The organism is Pseudomonas sp. AD21, from assembly GCF_002878485.1.
Lineage (GTDB): Bacteria > Pseudomonadota > Gammaproteobacteria > Pseudomonadales > Pseudomonadaceae > Aquipseudomonas.
Genome location: NZ_NQYG01000133.1, coordinates 1 through 1081 on the forward strand (window position 1 = coordinate 1; position 1081 = coordinate 1081).

Sequence of the window (1081 nt, forward strand, 5' to 3'; positions counted from 1 at the left end):
GGTGATGTTCTGACCATTGGCCAGGGTCACCACGACTGGCGAACCGGTCACTGGTGCGCCCACAGTCGCGGTGTAGGTGACGGTGCCACCTTCAGCAGCGGATTCGGTCGCGGTCAGTTTCACCGACGTGGTGTCGATGGTATCGGTGACTTCGGTCACGGCTGGAACGGTGCTCGGCACCAGGTTCTCGAAATTGCCGCCGGTTGCACCGTTGATGGTCACTTCAACCTTGCCGGCGTCCTTGTAGACGTCATCGGCAGGCGCCGGAACGGTCACGGTGCCAGTGGTTTTACCGGCTTCGATGGTGATGACAGAGCCGTTGCTCAGGGTCACGGTCACCGGGGTGCCGGCCGGGTTGGTCAGGGTCGCGGTGTAGACGATCGAACCGCCCTCGGCCACGGTGCCGGTCGCAGTCAGCGACAGGTTGGTGGTGTCAACGGTGTCGGTGACGTTGGTCGAAACCGGGGTTTTGTCGGCCACGAGGTTTTCGTAGTTGCCGCCCGTTACGCCGGTAATCGAGTTGGTCAGTGGCTCATGACCGTTCAGAGCATCGTTTGGCGCGGCGGTGGTCACGGTGCCAGTGGTTTTACCCACTTCGATGGTGATGGTCTGGCCGTTCGCCAACGTGACGGTCACTGGCGAACCGGTGACAGGCGCGCCAACGGTCGCGGTATAGGTGACGGTGCCGCCTTCAGCGACCGAGGTATCGGCCGTGAGTTTCACGGTCGAGGTGTCGATGGTGTCGGTGACTTCGGTGACGGCTGGAACGGTACTTGGTACCAGATTTTCGAAGTTGCCGCCGGACGCATCCTTGATCGTGACTTCAACCTTGCCGGCATCTTTGTAGACGTCATCGGCTGGCGCCGGAACGGTCACGGTGCCAGTGGTTTTACCTGCGTCAATGGTGATCACCGCGCCGTTCGACAGGGTCACGGTTACCGGCGTGCCGGCCGGATTGGTCAGGGTAGCGGTGTAGACGATCGAACCGCCTTCGGCCACGGTGCCAGTGGCGGTCAGCGACAGGTTGGTGGTGTCGACGGTGTCGGTCACTGTGGTGCTGACCGGGGTTTTGTCGGCCACG

General features: G+C 62.3%; 1 protein-coding gene. It reads right to left on the minus strand.

Annotated elements, in window-relative coordinates; translation table 11 throughout:
- Nucleotides 1-1081, minus strand: a 1081-nt coding sequence (locus PseAD21_RS29325) for an immunoglobulin-like domain-containing protein (protein WP_178082186.1), incomplete at both ends; no start/stop codon positions are given.